The sequence below is a fragment of the Mucilaginibacter sp. 22184 genome (genome assembly GCF_052045695.1).
Lineage (GTDB): Bacteria > Bacteroidota > Bacteroidia > Sphingobacteriales > Sphingobacteriaceae > Mucilaginibacter.
Genome location: NZ_JBQEPI010000013.1, coordinates 151,757 through 176,396 on the forward strand (window position 1 = coordinate 151,757; position 24,640 = coordinate 176,396).

Annotated in this window: 13 protein-coding genes; 12 read left to right on the forward strand and 1 reads right to left on the reverse strand. The window is 40.1% G+C overall.

Going from position 1 to position 24,640, the window contains the following annotated elements; translation table 11 throughout:
* Nucleotides 1–393: 393 nt before the first annotated feature.
* Nucleotides 394–903, forward strand: coding sequence for a hypothetical protein (locus ACTJKG_RS25265; protein ID WP_440740727.1), 510 nt, complete (start codon nt 394–396; stop codon nt 901–903).
* Nucleotides 904–1,210: 307 nt separating this feature from the next.
* On the opposite strand, the gene ACTJKG_RS25270 is transcribed toward ACTJKG_RS25265, so the two are convergent.
* Nucleotides 1,211–2,461, reverse strand: a complete 1,251-nt coding sequence (locus ACTJKG_RS25270; RefSeq protein WP_440740728.1) for a TPR end-of-group domain-containing protein — start codon at nt 2,459–2,461, stop codon at nt 1,211–1,213.
* A 290-nt stretch (nt 2,462–2,751) separates the two neighbouring features.
* Between ACTJKG_RS25270 and ACTJKG_RS25275 the strand changes: the two genes are divergently transcribed.
* From ACTJKG_RS25275 to ACTJKG_RS25325, 11 genes are all read left to right on the forward strand, one after another.
* Nucleotides 2,752–3,177: a hypothetical protein gene (locus ACTJKG_RS25275; RefSeq protein ID WP_440740729.1), complete on the forward strand. Its 426-nt coding sequence runs from the start codon at nt 2,752–2,754 to the stop codon at nt 3,175–3,177.
* A gap of 451 nt (nt 3,178–3,628) precedes the next feature.
* Nucleotides 3,629–3,925: a hypothetical protein gene (locus ACTJKG_RS25280; protein WP_440740730.1), complete on the forward strand. Its 297-nt coding sequence runs from the start codon at nt 3,629–3,631 to the stop codon at nt 3,923–3,925.
* 479 nt (nt 3,926–4,404) lie between these two features.
* Nucleotides 4,405–7,659 carry a hypothetical protein gene (locus ACTJKG_RS25285; protein ID WP_440740731.1) on the forward strand — a complete coding sequence of 1,085 codons (3,255 nt, stop codon included), beginning with the start codon at nt 4,405–4,407 and terminating at the stop codon, nt 7,657–7,659.
* 21 nt (nt 7,660–7,680) lie between these two features.
* Nucleotides 7,681–11,157 carry a DUF6443 domain-containing protein gene (locus ACTJKG_RS25290; protein WP_440740732.1) on the forward strand — a complete coding sequence of 1,159 codons (3,477 nt, stop codon included), beginning with the start codon at nt 7,681–7,683 and terminating at the stop codon, nt 11,155–11,157.
* 871 nt (nt 11,158–12,028) lie between these two features.
* On the forward strand, nt 12,029–12,295 hold the full coding sequence (locus ACTJKG_RS25295) for a transposase (RefSeq protein WP_440740733.1): 267 nt from the start codon (nt 12,029–12,031) through the stop codon (nt 12,293–12,295).
* A 56-nt stretch (nt 12,296–12,351) separates the two neighbouring features.
* Complete coding sequence (locus ACTJKG_RS25300; RefSeq protein ID WP_440740739.1) at nt 12,352–13,185, forward strand: IS3 family transposase; 834 nt, start codon at nt 12,352–12,354, stop codon at nt 13,183–13,185.
* 452 nt (nt 13,186–13,637) lie between these two features.
* Nucleotides 13,638–14,348: a hypothetical protein gene (locus ACTJKG_RS25305; RefSeq protein WP_440740734.1), complete on the forward strand. Its 711-nt coding sequence runs from the start codon at nt 13,638–13,640 to the stop codon at nt 14,346–14,348.
* A gap of 861 nt (nt 14,349–15,209) precedes the next feature.
* On the forward strand, nt 15,210–16,181 hold the full coding sequence (locus ACTJKG_RS25310) for a hypothetical protein (protein ID WP_440740735.1): 972 nt from the start codon (nt 15,210–15,212) through the stop codon (nt 16,179–16,181).
* Between the two features lie 38 nt (nt 16,182–16,219).
* Nucleotides 16,220–20,137, forward strand: a complete 3,918-nt coding sequence (locus tag ACTJKG_RS25315; RefSeq protein ID WP_440740736.1) for a PKD domain-containing protein — start codon at nt 16,220–16,222, stop codon at nt 20,135–20,137.
* 13 nt (nt 20,138–20,150) lie between these two features.
* A complete protein-coding gene (locus ACTJKG_RS25320) occupies nt 20,151–24,089 on the forward strand; it encodes a DUF6443 domain-containing protein (protein WP_440740737.1) in 3,939 nt (1,312 codons plus the stop codon).
* Entirely contained in the window at nt 24,089–24,448 is a 360-nt protein-coding gene (locus ACTJKG_RS25325; RefSeq protein ID WP_440740738.1) for a DUF1493 family protein, read from the forward strand. Before ACTJKG_RS25320 ends, ACTJKG_RS25325 begins: the two co-directional genes overlap by 1 nt.
* Nucleotides 24,449–24,640 lie beyond the last annotated feature (192 nt).

The following is a 24,640-nucleotide window of genomic DNA, read 5'->3' on the forward strand; positions in this document are numbered from 1 at the left end:
AATTTCTTAGGCCCCTTTTCTGGACATTCCGGAATGCTTGACCATATTGTTCTGTGCTCATTAGACCAATTAATTGTGTTATTGAACAACAAATTTGAATTTCTAATTCAGGACGATAGCATGGTCAAAGTGTAATGGAACACTCTGAACTCTTTTCCAGAACGGATTGATCAACGGCTCTGAAATATCCACCTATTTTACTTAAGAACGGTTATTTCTATTCTGATAACAGCAATTAAGAATGAATCAGGAGTAACACTAGAGTTTGCTCTTTCAAATCTTAACGTAGTCTTACCAAGTATTTGGGAGAAAATCAGTGAAAACGATAAATACAATATTGGAACAACTTATCGGGATGTAACTGCTGCCGGAAATTCGATCGCTATTTCTGGAGTGAAGAATGCCTTACTAAAAGTTGGCGGGTTTGATTATGTACCCGAAAATTTGAGGTCTGTAACATTTATTAAGGCTGCGAAACAGGTTGTCGAAACTCATTTTGCATCTAATAATTTTTACAACAAACCTGGTGTAGTTAAAAGACTTGCCAGTCTCGGAACAGTTATTCCTCCCGCTGCACTAATGCCCTGCTTTCAGGCATATTTAATCGTTCTTATTGGAAACAACTATGGTAGATCTTGGGATGCGGTTTCAATAGCTGAAGCAGAGTTGAGAAAAATTTCTATTGATAGATGGATCCATTTTTTTAAGGTGGGCATCAATAAAGATGAAATTATATTAAATGAACTATCAGGAGCCAAAGTCAGATATTTGACAGAGTTTTTAAATCAAAATGGATTAAATACGTTTGACGATTTACCTCGTAAAAATAAACAACTATATAATGCATTATTAGAAGGAAATCGACTAAGAATTGAAAAATTTGCTTCGGATTTACTGGCATAAATTAAATAAAAGACAGGTTAATATCTTGCCGAGATACTGAAATTATTTGCTTTTCAATGATACTTACGCACATTTATATGTAAATTAAAATTGCTGATAAGGAGTTTTGCTATAGATTCCGTTTTATGCATTATTGCAATTACTATGAATAAGACATATACTGGATTGATGACTGTAAAAAATGCGGTATTTAGTAATCTAAAAATAAAATCCCCCGAACACTGGCTACCGAACGGTTTTACCTAAACAATATCACGATAGGTGCTAATGTTGAATTATAAAAAAATTTCTTTACGTTTCGATAGCTTTAAAACAATAGGTTTACACCGCTTTTATTATAAAACGCCCTGTAATCTTTGATGTTGAGCATATCGGTTATTGCCTGTTTCTTGTCTGCTGCTTGATGGTAATAAGCTTTGCAAATCTGGTAGCCCACCCAATAGCCCAGGTCGGCAGGTTTGTCTTCCGTTTCCTGATCAGAGTTAGCTATCCAGTTGTGGGTACGATTCAGGTACATTTCTTTTTCAAAATCTGCCATGATTTGTTTCTCTTTACCCTTTGCCCATTCGTGCTGCCGTTGATTGATGATATTGCCCGAAATCAGTTCACCAATAAAATCAGCTGAGCCTTCTATTAAAACCGCGTGCAACAGCGTTGTATCGCTCGCCATGCCGCCCTGATTAAAGTGGATCAGCTCGTGGGCAATCATATAAGGCAAATTTTCCAGTTTACTGAAGTTATTGCGCTGCCATAAGTTTAGTTCATCCGTCGGGATATCAGGTGTACGCACACATTGATCAAGCCCAATGAGCAGGCCGTTATCCGTAGAAGTACCGCCTGATGAAAAATCGCCGATTATAAAATATACATCCGGGAACATGGCTTTGTCATAAAGTTCTTTCAGCTTCACAAAGCTGGCTATCATCTGTGGTTTTTGTTGCTCAACCTGGTACGTGTTTTTGCGGATGGCAGCATAGAATTTCGGACGACTGTCATGCCCTTTAACAAAGTACTTGAGTTTGGTTATTTTGTAAGTAAAATAATCCTGCAGGCCAGGTGTACCTCGGTCAATATAGTACTTGCGATAAATAGCTAAACGGTTGATTGTATCTTTTTGAGCACGGTCATAGGCATCCCAAAAATTGCGGACGTCGGTGGTGATCAACTTTGCTTTGGTCGGGATATTGGTGCTTTTTTTGCGCGGATGTATGTTTGCTATCAGCTTTTGCCAATCAGCACGATCATGCAGTGAACTTAGGTCATTATCGGTTTTTATGTGCGCCACATTATCATTCCCATATTTGACCGATCGGCTGAGCAATAACATAGCGCTATCGGCCTTGCCTGCCAGGGCAAAGGAGCAGGCGGCGTTATATAATGCGTTTTGTTTCGCACCTAAAAAATCCTCTTCCTGTTCCGAAAGCAGGTAATAGCGGCCTGCGCTTTCATATATCTTGGCTGCATAAAGACTGTCGGCTTTCTTACTACAATTGGTCTGGGCACGGACAATTACAGGAACGGCTAATGAGGCCAGTAGTAAACAGATTTGTTTGAGCATATCCAAAAGTAAATATCTTAAAGAAAAAAGCCGGAGGCATCAAAAAAATTTAGCTGAATTGCGAGCGCTAACACCAATATCTATGAATATTAATTAATAACGACTGAAAACGTTAAATGCTTCACCGCGATGGGACAAATCTTTTGCAGCTTAAGGAAAACACATAAAGGGAATAATCGCCGACCTTAAATGTGAACTATGCAATTTGCAATAGTTGATGGGCGAGGGTTAAGTCGGCACTGCTAAAACATTTAACTAATTTCACTTGTTCAAACACTAATCACTGCTGCATGAAGAAATTATTAACCGTACTGTTAGCTGCCTCATTAATGATTGCATGTTCAAAAAAGGACAGCAAGCCGGCATCTCCACCACCGTCCTCAGGTCTTAATCCCGAAACTGTAACAGCCGCTGATATTATGGGAACCTGGAAGGCAACTCTTGACACCACTTACGTTAATCAAAACGGAAAGTTAACGGCCACGCCCGGAGACGTAACCACGCAAAATATTACTTACAGTTATGGTCAGAACGGAAAGGGCACCACCAGTGTTGACGGGGCCATCACATACAATGTGGCTATCGGGATAATATTTACAACAGGTTCGCAAGGGTCATATAATTTTCATATATTATCGATTTCCTCAAAGCAAATGATAGTGAGCCAGATAACAGCTATTGATCATTTTGTTGATATTGTATTGGTCAGACAATAAAACTTAAATATTGGTTTAGATACAGGATTTACAGGCTAGGTTCGCCGCTTTTTAAAAGCAGGACAACTATCGCCTTCAACAAATGCGTCATTAAGCAAGTAAATAATTGCCAGATGTCTTAGTTTTCGCCAACGTTCAAAGAAACTTTTTGGAGTTTCGCTTTTAAGGTTATTCAAAAATTCGTTGTGCCTTTTTAAGCACTTTTTCCATATCAATGCCTTTGCTGATGTTTATAATATAAGTATTGATATAACAATTCTTCTTTACTAACTTTATATAATACGGTTTTAAATCTAAGATCATGGGTTTACGAACTTTTTTTCAGAAGCTTTTTAGTTTCAAGCCAAGTTGGAATGGAACGCCAGAAATGTTTCTTGGGATGGTCATGGAAATGCAGTTGAGAAATAGCAAACAATATTCAGCCACTGAGGTACTTCAGTGAGGAGAAGTGATGCAAAAAGTGATCAATGTAAACCTTGCTCCTTATAAGGATTTTAAAGACCTGATGCTAAGAGGCACACCTGATCTGTCTATGGTGGATAAGCTGAGAGGAAAAATGAATGCGTTAGATCATCGCAAAGAATTGAAGCAAGCAATATACGGAGAGAATGCTGATCTTGGCGAAGATGATGTGATGAAAAGTAATGATGAAGGCGCTGTTTTTGCGAGGAAGATGGTGAAAGATTTATCTAAATACGTAAAGTTTTCCGAAGAGGATCAGAAAAAGCTGGATAATTTGAAAGATTAAAATCTCAAAAATCAAATTCTGTGTCTAATCTTTTTCTTGTGTAAAGGAAACCATTATTACCTCGTTCGTAATAATTATCCCCTCGCCTCATTCGATACAAACCTCCCTAGGCAATATTGTCCTTGCCTATATAAGAATGATTAAGTTAAGAGAGGCCTCTGATAACAATAAGGATTTTGTTCCAAATATCTTTATCCCACATTTTAGGCTGTCTCTTATAGAAGTGAATTATGCGTAGAAATCCCCACCAATGTTAAAGGCCATTTTACCTAAAATTTAAATTCTGGACATGGAAAATATTTAAAATAATATAATATTTATAATAAATATTATATTTGATTATATAAGACATACAAAATGAGTCAATTAAATTGTTTTAGGAACACTTTATGAAATTATGAATTGTAATCATAATTCGAATTGCGTCCGCAAAGCGTATTACTTGTATGTAATAAAACACCAATATTCCTTATCAACATATGAAAAAAAACAAAGCGTTCCTGTCCTCTATCACCGCTATTCTTATAACGATAAACCTGGCAAATGCCCAGGACTATAGTCTTGTTAATCTTCTTCCACCCGCCCCGAACGCGGCATCACTTGGAAAATATGCCGGTGTTAATACCGGATTATCTTCAGGAGCCGCAAATTTCTCGATTTCATTGATGGGTTATAAGTCAAAAGAATTGAGTATACCGATTGCAATTAATTACACGACTACCGGATTTAAGATCGATGAAATTGCTTCAAGGGTAGGAAACCAGTGGGCACTGAGCTCTGGTGGGGTTATAACGAGGACTATTTTGGGGAGCATCGATGAAAAATCGACCAGGGTCCGACCCATACCTCCCTTAGGACAAAATAACGATTTTCCTCTTTTTGAGTTTGAGGCTGCTTTAGCAAGTACGATACCGCTGCAAGGAGTGGGACCAGGTGGGTCGATAGATGCTCAACCGGATGTTTTTAGCTATAGTTTTAACGGTTATAATGGGAAGTTCATTTTAGATACCATAGGACCAAACAGAACACTTCGTCCAGTACCGCTTACTAATACAGGACTGAAAATAGAATTGACATCGGGAGGTAATAGCGGTCAATTAATCGGTGGATTTAAGATTACAGACGGCAATGGAATTCAATATACTTTTGGCGATAACGCGACTGAGTTTACTCAAAATGTAGGTAGCTGTGGGCCAGGTTATGATAACACTTCAACGGCCTGGTATCTGAAAAAAATCGCTCATCCTAATGGTGACGTGATTTCATTTTATTATTCTCCGCTGATTTACACCTATGCAATCGGTATTTCACAGACGATCTATTCCTTTACCGACTCCCAATCCACTAAGCCCTGTACTACAAACGATCGGGTTGGTCGCCCCAATCCGCTTGACGTAAACTGCACCAATTCACTTAGAACGGAGGGTGTGTTGTTAGATAGCATTACGTCAATCCACGGGGACAAGATTCAATTTAGTTATACGAATCGCCAAGATGATAATGACAAGCTTGTCTCTACTATAAATATTTATGGCCCTGATCGAACAACCTTGTATAAGGCTTTCAACTTTGAATATGCCTATGCTGCGTCCAGGCCCTATTTAATTTCCCTTACCGAAAATAACGGAGCAGGACAGTTACTAAGAAAACACCAATTTGGATATAACGATATGTTTTCCGTTCCTGGTGCTCTTTCTTTCTCTCAGGACATTTGGGGATATTTTAACGGAAAAAGCAACACTAGTGCTATCCCAAAGCCCAAAGACTCTGATTTCGCAAGAATGCTGCCAAAAGCGACTGCGAATAGAGATCCTGATCCATTATTTGCTGCAAAAGGTCTGCTCAATTCTATCTTTTATCCTACTGGCGGGCGGGATAGTATTATATATGAAGGAAATACAGCTTATCAAACAACAACTATTTATCCAAACACTCAAGATTTAAATTTTTCTGCCGAAAATAATACAGGAACGGGCTCGGAGCAAAGTTTTATTGGGACTGATTTGGCTGTAATTTCTGCCCAGCAATCAGTTACATTTTCGGGCACTTGTACCGCACTGTCCACCAATCCCAATAGTACTAGACAAGCCTCCATTCAAATTTTGGATGCCAATAACAATGTGATTGATCAAGCGCTTATACTTCCAGGTAAAAGTTTTACAAAAAGCCGTAGCCTAGATCCCGGCACTTATAAATTGGGTATTCTTTTATATGGCGACCATGTAAAAGCAACAGTTAAATTATCATATTATCCCGGCACTATAACCAATCAAATTATTAATAGACCAGTTGGAGGAGTGAGGGTTGCGAAGATTCTTACTTACAGCGGCGCATCAAGTACGCCCATCATCAAGAAATTTTACTATAATAAATTCTCCAATCCAGATCAATCTTCAGCAGGCACTGTGAACATCCCTTATTTTGAGAGGGCAATTAAATTATGGGTAGCATGTACTGCTGGTGGTACCTGTTCGAACGGCGTACCCTTTGCATTCGTTACCAGCAGTTCCAATTCGCCGTTAAGTCTTTTTAAAACAGCTACTCCTGTGTCCTATGCGAATGTGACGGAAGGGTTTGGTGAAAATTTTGAAAACGGCGGTATTGAACACACTTTTACTGTCTTCCAGGACCACGATGCATCCATATTTAAAGGAGAGGCAATATTTGGCGCACCAAACGGTAATGAAAGTTGTAGAAATGGATTTGAATTATATCAGGGAACATTTAAAATATTGAATGGTCGGCGTGTTTATACAAAGAAGATATTAACGCATTATGATGGAATTTATCCTCCTTTTGTAAAACATCCGGAATCTAATGCTGACTTTACAGGATATCTTGCTACAGAGCATTATCGATTGTATTGTGGCCCTCCACTTGACGGCGCAGCGCGAACCTGGTATGGCAGCAATTATAACACTAGCTATTATTTTATTCACAAAGCCTGGATTTATGCTGATACGGTAAAAACACTGACTTATGATCTAAACGGAGCCAATTATTCACAGGTTAATACCATCTATGAATATAACAATTTGGCAAATGCGCAACCTACCGCTGTTTCTACCCAAGCTAGTAATGGGGATTTGCTGAAAACCACCTATAATTACCCAACTGATTTCGCAACTACAGCGCCTTATAATAACATGGTTAGCTTGAATATTGTCAATCCAATTTTACTAACGACCAGATCTGTAAATGGGAATATTTTAGATATAACAAAAGCTAATTACAATAATTGGGGCAACAATGTATTCGCTCCTCAAACGGTTGAATACAAAAAGGGGGCAAGTCTATCGGAAATTAGGCTGCGCTATTATGGATATGATACAACAGGCAATGTACTTAATGTTTCCAGGGAAAATGGTCCCAAGACCTCCTATATATGGGGATATGGGGGGATGTATCCAATCGCTAAGGTTGAGAGCGCAGATTACACAACTCTAACCACCGCTTTAGGGGGATTACCCGCAATTGAAAGTTTCAGAAATATAAAAAATCCTACTGACGCACAGGTCAATAGCTTTTTAGCGCCACTCCGAACAAATACAGCATTAAAGACTTCTCAGATAACAACCAATACATACAATTTAATCAATGGGGTCACAAGCGTAACCGATCCGAAAGGAGAGCGAGCGACATACGAATATGATAATTTCCAGCGGCTGATGAATATTAAGGATAAGGATGGGAATATCATTAAGAGTTACACTTATCATTATGCGGGGCAATAGATAACAATAAATCCTTATCAAATGAAACCATTACTTAGAATCAAACTCCTGCTATTGGTATTATTGTTCGTATGCAGTTTGACTTACGGCCAGTCGACAATTCCCGGTGCAACGGCAAACCAAAATTATATCATAACATTTTTACCCAATACTGGAATACCTAACAATACTTCACTAACTACAAATGCAACTGACAAAGCGAAAGTGCAAGTCAGCATACAATATTTTGATGGATTGGGGAGACCGCTGCAAACAATTAAAGTAAAAGGCTCTCCTTTAGGAAAAGACATCGTTCAGCCTTTTTTTTATGATGAGTTTGAACGGGAGACACAAAAATATCTACCTTATGTCGCAACTACTGGCGACGGAAGTTATAAGATTGACGCATTGACCACGGGCGCAGGAGTAAATACCTTTTATAATCCAACTGGAAGTGGCGTTAGTGGCAGTCAACAAAGTAATGGCATCACAGTGATTACCGCTCCGTATTCCCAAACACTTTTTGAGCCATCTCCTCTGGATCGAATAATTGAACAAGGAGCACCAGGCACTGACTGGCAACCGGCATCAGGACATACGCAAAAAATAGATTTCAAGACAAATAATGATACTGTTTTAACTGATACCACCCACACAAGACTCGTTGCCCTTTATAGAACTACCGTTAACGCAGATCAAAGTCAAACGTTAATCCGGAGTGGAAATTACGATCCAGGACAATTAAACGTTATCATTTCTAAGAATGAGAATTGGAAGACAGGGCGAGGGGGTACTATTGAGGAATACATGGATAAGCAGGGTCGCATGGTATTAAAACGATCATTTATCTATGTCTCAACAAACCCTGCGCAATTACAAATCTTATCAACTTATTATGTTTATGATGATTACGGTAACCTGGCATTTATATTGCCCCCAGGTGTCAATGCCGACGCAGCGGGCGTTCCACCTTTTGCCGGAAGCCTCGGCTATCTCTACCGATATGATGAACGTAACCGGATGACTCAAAAGAAAATCCCGGGCAAAGGATGGGAATTTACGGTATATAACCAATTGGATCAGCCAGTATTAACTCAGGATAGTTTGCAAAGACAAAATAATCAATGGATGGTCACTAAGTATGATCAATTTGGCCGGATCATCATGACTGGAATTTGGAATGCGGGTTCAGTGATTCCTTTGGCCACCTTACAAAGAAATATTTACGCGGTCACGCAATGGGATACTCGTGATCAGACTAACAATGTAAATAGTTATCCAAGTGGATACGTACTAGGGAGTTACCCGGTACTTTCTAAGACGTTGACAATTAATTATTTTGACGATTATAACATCCCGAAGCTGCCGTCCGGCTACAAAGTGATCAACGGGGTAAGCACGATGACTAAAGGCTTACAAACAGCCAGTAAAACCGCTGTATTAAATACGATCTCCGGCAATAGTCCGGATATGCTTTGGGGGGTAAATTATTATGATGATAAAGGAAGAAGCATCCGAAGCTATAAACAACACTACTTGAGCGGTGCCGTCGATTCTTCTAACTTCGACGTAGTGATTAATACTTACAACTTTAATAACCAAGTAACCACCCGAAACAGGAGGCATTTCACCAAAGCATCGACGACTGCACCTAGGTTGACTATTATTAATCAGTACAGCTACGATCATATGGACAGAAAATTGACAACCAGGGAGCAGCTTCAGAATATCGGCCAAGCAGCAGATATGAATCCGATTCTGGCCAAAATTGAATACAACGAATTAGGACAGATATGGAAGAAAAACCTGCATAGTACTGACAGTATAACCTTTAAACAATCAATTACTTACAGTTATAATGAACGTGGTTGGCTGCAGAGCAGTAGCGCTCCTCTATTCGCAGAGCGTTTGTACTACAACACCAACAGTAGTAAGCAATACAATGGTAATATCGCCTATCAGTATTGGGGTACAGCGGATAACCTAAACAATTACTATATTTATTCGTACGATCAATTAAACCGGTTGATATCAGGTAATTCGACTACTGGAAATAATGAATTAGGGATCAACTATGATCCAATGGGTAATATAATCAGGTTGATACGCTATAGAGCTAACACTTTAATCGACCAGATAGACTATACATATACAGCTGGTACAAATAAGTTGCAAAGTGTAAACGACGCAGTCGCCGGTACTGCCGGGCAAAAGGGGGGGATCTCAAACTATTCATACGATGGAAATGGAAACCTAACAAGTGACGATAGTAAAGGCATAACCGCTATTAATTACAATCTGCTTAACCTGCCGCAAACGATCACGGGAAAGAATACCACCTATACCTACGATGCCGCAGGCCAAAAACTATCGAGGCTGATCGGGACTGCTAAAACAGATTATATTGGGGGCATACAATACGATGGCACAGCGGCGGCTACCACGATCAGTTTTATTCAAACTGAAGAAGGAAGGGCTTTGCCAAACGGCTCCTCTCCATACAACTATGAATATTCTATTACAGACCATTTAGGTAACAGTCGAGTGAATTTTGATACTGCTACTGGAGTAGCCAGATCAGTGCAAACAGATGATTATTATCCATTTGGAATGGATATTATCCCAACTGGTTCAGCACGAATAAGTCCTCAGAATGAATACCTCTACAATAAGAAAGAGCTACAGGAGAACTTGGGGTTATACGATTATGGTGCAAGGTTCTATGATCCGGCGATCGCAAGATGGGGAAGCATTGACGCTTTCGCTGAAAGATATGATGGTATAAGTCCTTACAGTTACGGAGGAGTAAATCCCGTAGTAAATATTGATGTACATGGTGATAGTTTGATGATGTTTAAGAACGGAGTTTATCAATTTACCGTAGATAATGGGAAGAAGGAAATTACCGGATTTAACCAAGAATCTACAATAGATAAAGACGGTAAGGAAACATTTACTGGTGGTCAATCGTTCGAGTTTAATGACATCAAGTTAGATGAAGCCGATCTTAAAACAGGAAATGAGAAACTGAAAATTTTGTCGCGGAGTGATGTAGAAAATTTCATGAAGAACACTGATGCTGATAAACAGGGTTTTTTCGGAAGATGGGGTTATGCCTTACATGAGAGTAACGGAAATAACCTTTATGGGAAGGGTACTTTGGATTTTAGAGCCGGGCATGGCATTAATCACGATGGAACAATGTATGTAATCAACGGTGTTGGTTACAATGGCGATGACGCGGGAAATTACCTTTGGGGATTTGCGATGGCCAGAATGGGGTTCACTAGCACACTTACTGCTATTGCCTCAAACGTAAACGCATGGTGGTCGGGTAAGACTAGCAACGGACAAGGAAGCACTTCCCGAAATAGCTTGATTAGATGGTTTGAAAACAGAACTTGGACAGGTGACGCGGTTGCAGACCAAAGGGCAATTCTAAAAGGATATAATGATGCAGGGGGATATTTTAAATATAAATGGCGAGCTTTAAAAATATCGTTTTCCGGAGATAAATAGATTATAAAATAAAATGAAAGCAATTTGTATCTTAACCATGTGTTTTTTTGCATTGACCATAAATGTGAATTGTAAGCAACCGCAAGTTAGTCAAAATGAATTATGCTATCAGTTCTATAAACTCAACAAAGACATTGAATTTCAAGAACTATATAGTTTAAATATAGGCGGACGATATAATAGTGAATTCGATAAAATTGCGAATCAATATAATCTATCATTTAACTATGTTGAAGATTACGATCTAAAAGCGAGCCAATTTATAACCATACCAGTTTTCTTCCGCGGGTCAAATGATGTCGAGAAGAAGATCGCTTTCAATAAATGTAGTACGGAGGTAAAAGAGTATTTAAAAGAGAAATTCAAAAGCGTATCTGATTCCGATTTATTTCTTTCTTATGTAAACTACGTTGAAAGAATATTGAAAGAGTACTATAATATAAAAACGCCGTCATTTTACAATAATAAAAGCGTTGCAACCGAGGGGAATCCATCACTCGGTAAGTTCATCACTTTTAAACTTAGTGACAAAACCAGGTGCTTTTATTTGCGAGAACGAATCGGGTTGAGTCCATACTGGTTAAATTTTTTCAGTAAAGCAAAAAAGTTCAGTGATCATTGGTATTATGAAATAAAACCATAATCAACCAAAGGAATAGCGATATTAATACTAAAAATTGCTGGAGCGGAATGGCAACCATTATCGTGAGACGATTTATTTACCATGTTAGTTAAAAATAATTCATTAATTAAGTAATTAAATGAATCGATTAAGATTTTATCTGGTATTTATCATTGTTGCAGCTGTAAGCTCACCTTTAAAGCGTAGCATTTAAAAGTAGATAAAAATGCTAATTTTAAAGTTGAAGCGATGAAAAAATCAAAATTCACCGAGAGCCAGATTCTTGGCATTTTAAAGGAGCAGGAAACGGGAAAACCCGTTGCTGAAATTTGCCGTGAACATGGTATCAGCCAGGCTGCCTTCTATCAATGGAAAAGCAAATATTCGGGTTTGGAAATCCACCAGCTCAGGCGTATGAAAGAGCTTGAAGCAGAGTTGGCCCAATACAAGCGGATTGTAGCAGAGCAAACTTTTCAGATCACCGTAATGAAAGACGTGATTGAAAAAAAGCTTTAGGGCCTGCCGAAAAACGGGAACTGGTTTCTTATTGCCGTACGCATTATAAAACCAGTATTCGGCAGGCTTGCAATTGGTTCCATATTCAGCCATCGGTGTATTACTACCGGCCACAACCTAAAGATGATGATCAGATAAGGGTGTTGTTGTCAGAACTGTCGATTCTGCATAACCGTTGGGGATTCTGGATGATGCATTACCACCTGCGGCATCTGAACTACCATTGGAATCATAAGAAGGTATACCGTATCTACACAGCAATGGGATTAAACTTGAAACGGAAGTGTAAGAAGCGTTTGCCTGCAAGAGTTATGGAGCCTTTGTTACAGCCGATTCATCCCAATATCACCTGGTCTATGGACTTTATGCATGATGTGCTAAGTACGGGAGTGAACTTTCGGTCTTTGAATATTATAGATGATTATAACCGTGAATGCCTTTGTATTACTATTGACACGACACTGAACAGCAAACGTGTCATCAGGCAACTGGATCAACTGGTGGGCTGGCGTGGTGTTCCTCGAAAGATAAGGGTTGATAACGGACCGGAGTTTGTGGCGCAGGCTATGGCTTCATGGGCAAACGAGCGTGGTATAGAACTTAAATTTATCGAGAAAGGCAAACCATTTCAAAACGGATTTATGGAGCGGTTTAACCGAAGTTTCAGGGAAGAAGTTCTGGATGCCTATTGTTTTAGCCGGATAAAAGAAGCCCAGGCAATGGCCCATGCATGGATGTGGATCTACAATAATCAACGACCACACCAATCCTTAAATTATAAGCCGCCGGTCACTTTTTTAGTACAACATCAGAAGCAAACAAACTTCCCCACTTTCATAGCAGACGAGCAATGCAATTGGGAAAGCTTAGTAAATGCCACAAAAGTATAACAGATTTTTCTTTTCCCTGGCTCCAGGGTTTATAGGGCAAAAAGTATGATCCAAAACAAAAAACTCTATTTTTAAGCGTGAGTAGTCAAGGTAAGTTTACACAGCGATGTCATCGTGTAAGAATGGAAGAGAACTAAACGATCCCCAAAAATTCGCAAAAGAATTTTGTGATTGCATGAGAAAAAATGACGGAGAGCACAATATGAGAAAGGCCTGGATTACCTGCGATAAAGAATTTGTTGAGAAGAATAGATTTTACCGTTTGTTTAAAACAGATTTGCAATACATAGAATCGATGCAAAAAGTTAATCCTAAGACTAGAGATAGTGTCTTTGGCTTTGTTCGCGCCGTCGATAGCATCAGGCGAGCGGATTGTTGTAAAGCAATAGGATTTTGCAGCCCTAACGAAAAGAAATGATCCTTGGATTAACACATCACATCTTAGTAGTAATTTGTACAGTAAGCTTAAAATATTCAAGGTGCTGGGTGCTGTTGGCGGATTGATAGTTTTATTATTTCAAAAGGTTTGGGATTACAATGATAAAAGGAAAGAGGATGCTATTAAAACAACAGAAGAGCAGAAGAAGTTAATAATCTCGCCTCGCAGACATTTGCAATACGTAGAAAGTAGAATAATAGATCACCTTCTTCCAGGTACCTCTATAGAGAAAATGAAAGATATACTTGGTGTTCCAGACTTCACTAATCATCAATCAGTAATGACAGATTTAATTGAAGACGCGATACTTACCAACACATATAGCTTCAAATTTTTAAATGCTGACTTACTACTAACATCGGTTGATAATCAATCAATAGATTCAATTACAATAAGCAGTAATGACATAACAGAATATCCTGTAGAGTTTTACCATGATAGTCCTAATTCTAATGTGCTTGGTAAGATGAAAGTTGAACAGGACATCGTTAATCATGTTGTATTTCACACAGTAAGTCGTACGGCGAGAGGCGCATACTTTTGTATAGAGTTGTATTGGGGATGGGCGAGCCAGTATCAATATTTCACTTTATTTGGCAATGACTTTGATGCCGTTATCAAATATCAGAGGAACCCGAACCTAAAGCATTTGATAGGAAGAGTTGTTAACTCATACTGTATCTCAAATAAAGAACACTTTGCTCCCGGAATTTCTCGATTTTGATATAACATCAGTACCTTTTAAGAAGTCAAGGTAAATGGCATTCTAACTATACTCATACAGCCAATCTACATACCCCAATCCAACATTTTCACACCCTCTATAAAGTCCAAAAGTTAATATTCTTTGGATTGAACTTGATCATTCTCATTTTGTAATCCAAAGTTTTAGTGCCTCCTATAGAGAGTAAAATATTGGTTTTCCTGGATTGATATGAGTTAGTCTATAGAATTGAATTGAGGTAGATGGTAGTGTTAAGAATGAATTATTAGGCAAAGTTAGGGCTGATGCTTCTGAAGCATGCAAAAGCTTCTCAAGTAAAGCATAAATCTTTATGCAGGCTGCTTACTCTATGTTCTTTCTTGTTTGATTGGGCCAAACTTACAGTATATCAAAGCCAATAAATGGAGTACAAAGAAATCTGCCTTAACAACAGGCTTCTTATTATTCAATACCTGACTTTTCCCAATTAAGTTTAACTGACAAAGTAGTGTCACCATCGGAATTAATAATAGTATTGATATTTGTATAGTCCAACGAAATATGCACAGAAATTATAAATAAAGGATAGCATTCTTTCTTCACAAACGGCTCGCAGAACAATTCACAAGTGTTTGATAATTATTACAGTGAACAATATGAATATTTTATACACAACATTTATTTTAAATGATAAATAATTATATTTGAAGCACCTGAACAACAGTATATGACGAAATTATCACAGTAAGAAAACCCCCGGCCCTTAGCCTTTTGAAAGGCATTAGTCAAACAGCATTTATTAGTTTCATAACAACTCAGTATCATCTATACGGATTGATCCTGCTCATATATTTTTAATTAAACTTTTAACCCCCTTGCATCATGAAGAAACTCATCTTTTCATTAGCCTTATCTTTAGCTTTTTCACCATTAGTACACGCTCAATGGACAACTAATGGAACCATTACTTCAACTACTAATTCTATTGGAATTGGTACAACAGCACCTACGGAAAAACTAGTAGTGACTGGTAACATCAGAAGCGTATTGGATCCTACGAATAATCCGGCCAAAAACGTGGTTACCATCAAACAACTTGGTTTTTCGGGGGCAACCGGAGCTCAAAACTGGACTCTTAGGGGGGTATATCAGTATCCAAATGGTGTTTTAGGCAATGCAGATGGTGGCGACCTGGATATTATTAAATCGCTGGATGGCAATACCATTTTAGGAACTAAAACGGATGGTACGGCACTCGGTAAAGTTGGTATTGGTATTACTGCTCCGGCAACACAATTGCATTTAGCGGCGGCCGCCGGTCCTGTATTGACCTTAGATAAAACAGGCGTACAAGCCTGGAGGCTTGATGTATCTCAAAACTCAGATTTCAGACTTTGGAATGCCTCTGTTGATACAGCCCCATTAACAGTACAAGCTTTAGGTAACGTAGGAATAGGCACCACCGACCCGCGTGGATACAAGCTGGCTGTAAATGGTAGCATGATAGCCACCTCTGTGACTGTCAAACTAGCAGCAAACTGGCCAGATTATGTTTTCAAAAAAGATTATCAGTTACCATCGCTTCAAGAGGTAAAAGCCTACATCGATCAAAATCAACATTTACCCGAAATTCCATCAGAACAGCAAATTGCTAAGGACGGCTTGAATTTGGGAGAGATGAATAAGTTGTTAATGAAGAAGGTGGAAGAACTGACCTTGTATCTGATCCAACAAAAAGAAGAAAACGCTAAAGTTAAAGAGACCCAGGAAAAACTGCTGAAGACACAGCAAACACAGATCGATCTTTTGATCAGAACCGTAGCCTCATTACAGAAAAACAGCAATAACGAATAAAGAAGCAGTTTAAATATCTTATATCTATCCTCATTTACATGAAGAAACTACTTTTACTATTAGGCATATGTCTATCCGGATATTCATTATTATACGCTCAAGGCCCGGTGAACGTAAACCCACTTACAGGTACAGCTCAGTTATCGATCCCGGTTATTCAGATCAGTAAAGGAAGTGTATCTGTTCCCATAAGCCTGAACTACAGTGCTACGGGTATCAAACCGAAAGATGTAGAAGGTACAGCGGGCATTGGTTGGAATCTTTCAGTTGGTGGCCAGGTCAGCAGGCAGTTAAGGGGCCTGCCTGATGATTGTCTGAAAGATAATGCACAGACTCCCAACGCCCGTCTTGGGTGGTTAAATAATAACAATGGTACAATTATCAGTAATTTTTCTATCGCGAATGATAACAATACTTCCACATGTCCGGATGAAACAGCTGATATCAATTATATAAACGCCAATTTTACCGGCTACTCGGATACTGAACCCGATATATTTAGTGTAAGCGCTCCCGGATTATCCTGTCAGTTGGTATTTGATAAATCAAAGAAATTGCAGGTACTGTCCTATCAAGATATTCAGGCATCTTATGTAATCGATAGTGGTACAGGTTTGATTACATCTTTTACCATTATCAATGACAAAGGCACCCGTTATGTATTCGGCGCACCTGAGATGGTCACCCAACAAGCGATAACTGATAATAGTGCGGCCATAACCTATTTCAAAAATGCTTTTAATCAATACCAGAACGGAGTGAATTTTTACGATAACTGGTTTCTTACCGGGATCACAGATGTTAATGGTAACACGGTTTCGTTGACTTATGACGAAGGCCCCCTTAGAGCTAGCAGCAACCCCGTTGAGTTATATATTGGTGGCTCTACAACCAAATCCACACAATATACGATACAGCAATTGGTAGCGCAAAAAATCCTCAGTTCTATCACAAATGGAAGCGATGTATTATCATTTAGCTGGTCATATGATGCTGCTAGTGCCGGCGGGTCCAGCACACCTATTTTGAATGGAATTAATGGGACAGGCGGACCATTTATATTCAATTATAGCAGGTCAGGGTATCTTACGTCAAATGGAAATGTGTACAAGAGGTTATTTCTTCGAAACTTTAACAATTACGGCTGCAACTCTCCTTTGAACTATAATTTTAAGTATTATGGAGAAACACCCACTAATGGATCTTCCGGCTATGATTACCAAACGAAGCTTTCTGACTCTTCTTCTACATTTACAGACTACTGGGGCTATCAGAACACCAACAGTTTTACCTCGCCAATTCCGATCATCTATGTTAACCCATCAACCCCAGCTTACCCGAGATACACCAACTATATCGACCCTGCATCAGTAGGTGCTACATATATTTATCTTTTAGGAAGGAATGGCAAGTTCGTAGATTCCAATTCCATTGTTTATGGCTCACTGGACTCCATTATCAACGTCAATGGAGGCATAACAACCTTGACATATGAACCTAATGATTACCTCGATGTGCCAACAAATACAGTAATTAAGGGTAATGGCATAAGGATTAAGACCATCACCGACAATGATGGTACGGGTAACAGTATACTTAGGAGCTATTCCTATCTGGATCCTGTCAGCGGTACTTCCAGCGGCAAGCCCGTAACCCTGCCCGTTTACGCCTTTACTATTCCTTACACAGGTACAGCAACAGGTAGTAGTTATTGGGATAACGCAACAGTCATATCAGCGAACGACCTATCCAACGACGATCACACGATCATGTATAAATACTGTAAAGAAAGCAAAACAGGGGCAGGCTCTATACTTTATCAATATTATATCCCGGCCACAGTATGGGATAATAGCGCTACACCCGGATGCGTAGCCTGTACCACGGCGGAATGGACACCAACCCTAACCAATGTGGCTAGGCCAACCTGTGTGTCCTATGGCCCTATAAGAAATGATACTTATACCTATCCATTTGCTCCTGCGGCTAATTATGATATGGAAAGAGGATTGGTTCAAAAAATCACCAATTATAATGATGCGGGAACAGAAGTCAGTGAAGCAGTATATTCCTATCAGCGTACCAGCCCGCCGCTCATTATTCCGGCATTGAAGTTTGATGACAACAACGGCGTAAATGCCTATGCTAAATACAATCTTTATGCCAATACAAGTGAACTAACCAGTCAGGTTACCAGGAAAGTGTTTGATTCGTCAACGCTGAGCCAGGCACAAAGCAGTGCGACCAATTATACCTATGGCAATGCGTATCATCAATTGATTAAACAACAAACAACCAATAGCGATAACAGTATAGTCACTGTCAATACCGCTTATACCAAGGATTATGTGATCCCGGCCCCTGGTGCAGATTCAACGGTTAATGCTATTTATCATCTTCAGAATCAAAATATTGATCTGCCGATAGAAACCTATACTCAGGTGACACGGGCTGGCCAAACAAAAACGATCAGTGCACAGCTGACCAAATTCAAGACGTTTTCTTTTTCGGGACAATACGCTTACCTGCCTAGTCAGTCACTGAAGCTAATAGCACCTAACGGGACTACTTTTACACCATTTTCGGTAACGGGTGGGATAGCTACCAATGACCCGCAATATATCCCATCGGCCAATTATACAGCTTATGATCAGAAGGGGATACTACAAACCGCAGATGATAATTACAGGCATGTACAAACGGCAATAACTGATCAGAAATCCAATCAGACAGTAGCATCATTTAAAAATGCGGCGGTATCCGATATTGGGTTTGAGGACTTTGACAGCGGTTTGCCGTCAGGTACGAATTATACGCTATCCGTTTCCACAGGTATGGTCAGCGCCAACAGCCATACCGGTAACGCCTATACTTTCAATACGGGACAAAGCATTTCTAAATCCATGACCAAAAAAGTGGGGGAGAATTATTATATCCTGTCAGCCTGGATCAGTTCATCGGCAGCCGGTAATATCAATCTGGCGCTAACTAACAGCAGCAATTCTACTTCAACTTTTACCGAACCGTTTACGAATACCGGAGGAGTATCCAAATATTTTGAATGGAAAGTTCCGGTGAATACAATGACGCCAGGTTTTACCATGAGTCTGACTACCAGTCAGCAGATCTTTATCGACGATATCCTGTTTTATCCGCAAACGGCAGAGGCTTCTACAGTGGCGTATGATCCGGTCAATCATTTTAAAATTGCCGAGACCAATACAAATGGTGTATCTGCTTATTATAAAAATGATTCTTGGGGTAGATTATTATTTGCCTACGATCAGGATAAAAACATTGTCTTAAAAAGAACGTATGTTACATCCAGTGGGATTGCTCAGGGAATCCCAGAACCATTTATTTATGGAACCAATGATCCCGTCATAGCAACGCCCTATAATTTTAACGTTGGAGCTATCCCCTGCATAACAGGGATTACCTACACCTGGAATTTCGGTGACGGTAGCCCTGCTGTTGTATCTGCAATTGATGTAAATAGTCAGACGCATACATATAACAACTCTGGAAACTATACTGTTACCGTTACAGCAACACATCCAACCTTTGGATCAAAATCATCTTCTGAGATTGTATCAGTTAAGCCACTTCCATTAGCACCGATTATTTGCGCATCTGGTGTAACAGATTGGGATGCTTGTGCGGATACAGCCATCGTAGTAGCAACCTGTGGATCCAACCCTACCAGCAACCATATAAGTTATTATACAGTAAGCTCTGTAGGAAATGCTGGATCAGCAACACTGTCTTATCAATGGCAGGAAAATGATCTTCAGGGTGGAGGTTGGGTAAATGGTGGGACAAACTCAAACCAATTTTCTGTGCTTTGTACCCGTCATTCCCAATCGTACCAAGTCAGATGTATTGTCACCTCAAGTTTAGGGCAAACAGGAACATCTAATACCCTGATTTTTGCATCCCAAACCTGTTCACATTAAAATCATAAGACAAATGATTATCAAATTATCAGATCAGGTCAGATTAAGGATTATTCTGCTGATCGCTATGTGGGGGGGTTTAACCGTAAGAGTTTTTGCACAGAGTTTGACCTATATTCAGGAAGATATTATCAAGAAAGCAGGGGTTACCGAGGCACAAATATTCAGTCTTTCGGCAACTGACAAGCAAACCACAACGACATACTATGACGGTATGGGCAGGCCGGTTCAAACTGTAGCATTAAAAGCCAGTCCAAATCAGAAGGACATCATTCAGCCAGTGATTTATAATAATCTGGGACAACAAACAAAAAGTCTTTTGCCTTATGTAGGCACCGACGGCAGTGGTTCTTACCGCCCCAATGCAGTTGTTACTGAACAGCCCGCCTTTTATAATAATGGAAATACAGATAAAGTGGCGGATGATAGTTCTCCCTTTAGCCAGCAAGTTTTTGAAAACAGTCCCTTACAACGAACATTAAGATCAGGAATGGTCGGAGCAGGTTTTCAACCAACCGGGGCAACAGGAACCCAGCATTATAAAACGATAAGCTACCGGACTAATAGCAATACAGCCGACGGCAATATTATCATGTGGGGTCCTGATGGCAGTAATACAGGCAATTATACCGATAATGCCCTCTCTGTTACAGATGGCGCCGACGAAGATGGCGTAGAAACGATCAGTTTTAGCAATTTACAAGGGCAAACGGTACTCAAGCGGCAAAAAAACGGATCCGGTAACCTGGATACTTATTATGTTTACAATAATGGAGGGATGATCAGTTATGTTATCCCGCCATTAGCCCTTAAAACTATGGTCACCAATGGGAACTACGATCCCAATCAGGCCGTGGTTAGTAAACTTGTATTTAAATACGTGTATGATCGCCATGGCAGGCTGGCGGAAAGAACGCAGCCCGGCGCGGGAGTGGTTTATATGGTGTATGATACCCTAAGCAGACCGGTGCTTATCCAGGACGCAAAGTTAAGAGCTTCTAATCAATGGAACTATATTAAATACGATGCGAAGGATCATGCCATCAGCCAGGGCATCTATACTGATGCTACCAATACCACCCGGGCGGCGATGCAGAACTATGTAAGCACTACGATCGCGGCGAATTACAATACCACCTGGTATGAAAGCAGATCCACAGCCGCGGCAACCGGTTATTATACCAATGCAGTATTCCCGACTGCGAATATCACACCACTGGCCTATAGTTATTATGATGATTATGACCTGGATGGCAATGGTACAGCAGATTATACTTACAATGTTCAATCATTATCCGGAGAATCAACGCCTACTACTGCTGCTATCAAAGGGATACCGACGATGGTACGACTAAGAACTGTGGGAACAGGTGCGGGGATCAACAATATTTGGCTGATCAAAGTGATGTTCTATGACAAGAACGGTCATACGATCCAGACCCAAAGCAATAACCAGCTAAATTATACGGCTGAAAAGGTTTCCGATTATACCACCTCAGCGCCGGATTTTATGGGTAAGCCACTGCAAACCAAAATGGTTAAAACGACAGGTACAACAGTAGCTCCTGTAGCGACCAGCGTGCAGACAACTATGACCTATGATCATATGTACCGGGTTATCGCCGTTGATCAAAGCTATAACGGAGGAACCGCCGTTCACGTGGCATCCTATAATTATAACGAATTGGGCCAACTGGTGCAGAAGAACCTGCAACCGGGTACTGCCGCTTCTGTTCAAGATGTTACACTGAACGGCAGTAACAGCGTAGCCAGCGGCGCAACCCTGAATGTGACCGCAGGAAACAGTATCACCATGACCGATGGTTTCCTTGCGGCCAATGGTTCCACATTTACGGCGAGCATTAGTCCCGGAGCATTACAATCCATTGATTACCGCTACAATATCAGGGGGCAACTTACAAGCATCAACAACAGCAAGCTGACCAATGACAGCGGAACAGCTAATATGAATGATGACAGTAATGACCTGTTTGGCATGCAACTACTGTATGATCAGGCCGATAGCAGCCTGGGAAATACCCCCTGGTTCAATGGCAAACAGTCTGCAGTTAAATGGATGAGTAAAGATGCCAATGGCACACAAAGCAATGAACGCAGCTATATTTATAGTTATGATGCACTGAACCGTTACACCGGAAGTACCTATGCGGAAAGGACAGCCAGTTCAACGGGAGCATTTAATGTGAACGTGAACGGTTTTAACGAAAATGCGATCAGCTACGATGCAGGCGGCAATCTGCTGACCCTGAAACGAAACTCGATCCCAACCGGAGGTAGAACAGCTACAGAGTTTGATAACCTGACGTATACTTATGACCCGACGAACCCGAACCAATTGAAATCGGTAACGGATGGAACAGGCAGCAATTATACGGCTTATGGTTTTCGCAACCTGTCTGGCACCACAAGCGGTACTTATACGTACGATGTGAATGGTAACCTCACTGCCGATCCATATAAAGCGCTGACGTTGGATTATAATATCCTGAACCGGACCGATAAAATTACCATCACTTCGGCAACTGGTAGATATATTGCATATACCTATGATGCCACCGGACAGTTGATCCGTAAACAGCAATTTGATAACAATAGCTTGCAGACCACTACAGATTATATTGATGGTTTAGTATATTTGAATGGGACATTGAGTTATTTGAATATGCCGGAAGGTCGCTTGCGGAATACGGGAACAGGCAGCACGGTTACATTGAAGCGGGAGTACATCATCAGCGATCAGCAAGGAAATGCGCGTATCAGCCTGGAGGAAAGCGCCACTACACCGGGAACAGCGATTGTACGCCAGGAAAATAGCTATTATGGCTTTGGTCTGGTAATGCCGGGTAGTCCGGTAGCTACACCGACAATTGACAACAAACAATTGTACAATGGCGGTAGTGAATGGCAAAGGGATTTTGGTAATTTGCCGGATTATTACCAGACTTTTTATCGTAACTATGACGCGGCATTGGGTAGATTTGTTGGGGTTGACCCGCAGCCGGAAAGTGCAGAAAGTTTGACGGGTTACAATTATTCCGGTAATAACCCCATTATGTATAATGACCCATTGGGAGATAAATATTATCAAAAATATGCTCCTGTGGGTTACGGAGGTGCTGGAGGCGGTGGAACCTGGGATCCGGGGCAAATGCACAGTAATCATTGGTTGAACAATGACTTTATTGGGAATGTGATGAATGATTGGCAAATGTCCATTGATATTGCTGCTGGTAATGATAATGCCATTGATCAATATATTCAACAAAATGGCACGCAGATTTATAATACAAACAACAAGAATAATCCTTTAAGTAATTCCAGCATTGCTGCTTTGTTAAATGGTAAAGCAAGCTTTAATATGATGTCTAACGATGCAACTACATCTTATTCCATTATAACTAATAATGCAGAATATAGTAATTATGGGAATTATAGAGGCGAAGTTAACGTTCTTGATTTTGGGGTCATCAAGCAAGGAAATGGTGCCAGTCAGGGGGGTGACTGTTGTAAAACAGGGCCTAACACTAACAGTGATGGCTCGCAATATATTGACTATGCAAGATTAATATCAGGAGGCATTTCTGCTGGGAACGTTCTATTAAATAAAAGTGCTTTGTCTTCTCTTCCTAAATGGTTTGTAGGGAATTATGGACGAGCAATTGTGACTCCGGGTGCCAAAGACTTTACAAGTGTCCTGTCAATTCAATTTAGACGAATCGGATGGCAATACGGTGGAAGAATAGTCGGAACTGCTGCAAACGCTGTATACATTGGTACGACCGTATATGAGAATGTTTCATATGAAAAAGATATAATTCAAGGCAAGCAGAATTTCGATCAAGTTCAATCGCATTATGATAATGTTACAGTAAGCCCTATGTTCTGGCTTTACAAGAGAATCGAACCTTGGTTAATAAATTTAGGGAAATAATGGACAATATACTACCAGAGCTAAAAGCTTTCATCGAGAACTATATATTAGAGCATAAAATTAAGAACGTCGATTTAAATGACTTGAATTTAAATACGAGTTTAGATTTGGATCTTAATTTATTCGATGTGGATATAGATCTATTCATAACCGATTTTGTTAAAGCGTTTAATATAGACTATACGAAGTTTCATTGGAAGAATTACGGATATCCAGATGAGAATTTCACAATCTCGCTTATTAGATCATTCCTTAATTATAAATCGGATTGGGTCAAACGGTTCGCCCATCGGGTTTACAAGCCCAGAATTACAGTATCTGCGTTGCAACAGGCAATTAAAACAGGAGTGCTAACTTAGAACATCAAATCTATAGAACCCCGCCCGGCCACTCGCCGGGCTTTTTTATGCGTAATGGTTGTCAGTAGCTGTATTGGATAAAACACATGAAAATGACCCTATCCGGCCAGATCAAAAAGGCCCCCTTCGCCAGTTGAAAGTGACCACGTTCGCCAAAGCAAAGTGACCCCTCTTCGCCACGTGAAAGTGACC

Excerpts from the sequence above, each read along its gene's own strand:
- ACTJKG_RS25270 (WP_440740728.1), bottom strand. The coding sequence starts at position 2,461 with ATGCTCAAACAAATCTGTTTACTACTGGCCTCATTAGCCGTTCCTGTA.
- ACTJKG_RS25275 (WP_440740729.1), top strand. The coding sequence starts at position 2,752 with ATGAAGAAATTATTAACCGTACTGTTAGCTGCCTCATTAATGATTGCA.
- ACTJKG_RS25280 (WP_440740730.1), top strand. The coding sequence starts at position 3,629 with ATGCAAAAAGTGATCAATGTAAACCTTGCTCCTTATAAGGATTTTAAA.
- ACTJKG_RS25285 (WP_440740731.1), top strand. The coding sequence starts at position 4,405 with ATGAAAAAAAACAAAGCGTTCCTGTCCTCTATCACCGCTATTCTTATA.
- ACTJKG_RS25290 (WP_440740732.1), top strand. The coding sequence starts at position 7,681 with ATGAAACCATTACTTAGAATCAAACTCCTGCTATTGGTATTATTGTTC.
- ACTJKG_RS25295 (WP_440740733.1), top strand. The coding sequence starts at position 12,029 with ATGAAAAAATCAAAATTCACCGAGAGCCAGATTCTTGGCATTTTAAAG.
- ACTJKG_RS25310 (WP_440740735.1), top strand. The coding sequence starts at position 15,210 with ATGAAGAAACTCATCTTTTCATTAGCCTTATCTTTAGCTTTTTCACCA.
- ACTJKG_RS25315 (WP_440740736.1), top strand. The coding sequence starts at position 16,220 with ATGAAGAAACTACTTTTACTATTAGGCATATGTCTATCCGGATATTCA.
- ACTJKG_RS25320 (WP_440740737.1), top strand. The coding sequence starts at position 20,151 with ATGATTATCAAATTATCAGATCAGGTCAGATTAAGGATTATTCTGCTG.
- ACTJKG_RS25325 (WP_440740738.1), top strand. The coding sequence starts at position 24,089 with ATGGACAATATACTACCAGAGCTAAAAGCTTTCATCGAGAACTATATA.